Below are 1,362 nucleotides of genomic sequence, written 5' to 3'. Positions count from 1 at the left end.
AGATAGCGCACTGGTGTGTGGCTGGTCCTGAGCGTCGCTTATTGGAAGATTTTGGTTACTGGTATGAGCCTGATGGCCGAACTGAGTCGGTTCAAGCTGAGTTTGAAAAAGTGGAAATTCGCCCACAAGCGTATGAATGGATCATTGCGACCAGCGCAGGCTTTCCTTTTAATGTTAGCTGTGACAATCTACACGGCGATTTTGAGCCAGATCGTTTGGCCTTTATGAATAAAGTACACAGCGAAGTCATGGGTATCTTTGAAGCTGGTCTGCCGCCTCGCGTGAAAATGCTCTCTGAAGCATTACGCAGCTTCTACGATGTAGAACCTTTATGTACTAGCCAATTTATTGTGAAATAAGAGAATATTATGATTATCGAATTTGAAGAAAAACTACTTGAATTAATTGATGCTCGCATTGAAAACGCATCAGATGATGAACTGTTTGCTGGTGGTTACTTACGTGGTCATATTTCTCTTTCAGTAGCTTCATGTGAAGAAGACGGCATTGAAGACGTAGCAGAAGTTAAGTTGCGTATTGAGAAGAGCCTAGAAGACGCACGTTCTGAATTGACGCCAGCCGATCGTACGATCGTTAATGACCTTTGGGTTGAGCTGCAAAACCAAGCTTAATTTTAGTCGTTTAGCATTATTCGTCTAGCGCTATTCGCTCACAATTCTCCCTCCTCATTTTTGAGCGAACCAATAATTTGAGACTCATTCGAATTTTTTGAATGAGTCCGTTCAATCCTTGTGATGGTTCCATTTTCTGACTACGTTATTCTAATCCCACTTAACGGAATCACAGAAAAGGTCACATCATGAAAGTTATCGCATTTGGCGCAAGCACCAGCTCTACCTCTATCAACAAAACTCTAGCAACTTACGCAGCTAACTTGATTGAAGGTGCTGAAGTCAAAGTTCTAAACATCAACGATTACAACGTTCCTATGTTCAGTGAAGACACTGAAAAAGAGATTGGCCAAGCGGAAGGTGCTCAAGCATTCTTACGTGACCTAGCAGAAGCTGACGCATTTGTTATCTCTTTCGCTGAGCACAACGGCCACTACCCAGCGGCGTACAAAAACCTATTTGACTGGGCGACACGCATTGAGCGTTCAGTATTTGGCGAGAAACCTGCGGTTTACTTAGCGACATCACCAGGCCCTGGTGGCGCACAAACAGTACTTGGCGCAGCAACTGGTTCGGCTCCGTACTTTGGTGGTAACGTTAAAGCATCGCTTTCAGTGCCTAGCTTCTACGATAACTTTGATTTTGAGTCTGGCGCTATCAGCAACGAAGAGATTGCTCAGCAGATCAAAGATGCGGTTGCTAAGCTGTAAACATCGTTCAATTTAGAACA

The 1,362-nt window shown here is 43.9% G+C and carries 3 protein-coding genes; all 3 read left to right on the top strand.

The window, feature by feature from the left end; all coding sequences use genetic code 11:
• Positions 1 to 359 (top strand): elongation factor P hydroxylase (locus tag AB4653_RS21740; RefSeq protein WP_372105334.1); only part of this gene is annotated, 359 nt, incomplete at its 5' end.
• A 9-nt stretch (positions 360 to 368) separates the two neighbouring features.
• A complete protein-coding gene (locus AB4653_RS21735; protein WP_009848738.1) occupies positions 369 to 632 on the top strand; it encodes a YfcL family protein in 264 nt (87 codons plus the stop codon).
• Positions 633 to 820: 188 nt separating this feature from the next.
• On the top strand, positions 821 to 1,342 hold the full coding sequence (locus tag AB4653_RS21730; protein ID WP_009848737.1) for an NADPH-dependent FMN reductase: 522 nt from the start codon (positions 821 to 823) through the stop codon (positions 1,340 to 1,342).
• The last annotated feature ends 20 nt before the right edge of the window (positions 1,343 to 1,362 follow it).

Origin of the sequence: Vibrio sp. 10N.222.48.A3 (assembly GCF_041475345.1) — a bacterium.
In the GTDB taxonomy this organism is placed as follows: domain Bacteria; phylum Pseudomonadota; class Gammaproteobacteria; order Enterobacterales; family Vibrionaceae; genus Vibrio; species Vibrio tasmaniensis_A.
This window is presented reverse-complemented; position numbering and strand designations above follow the sequence as displayed.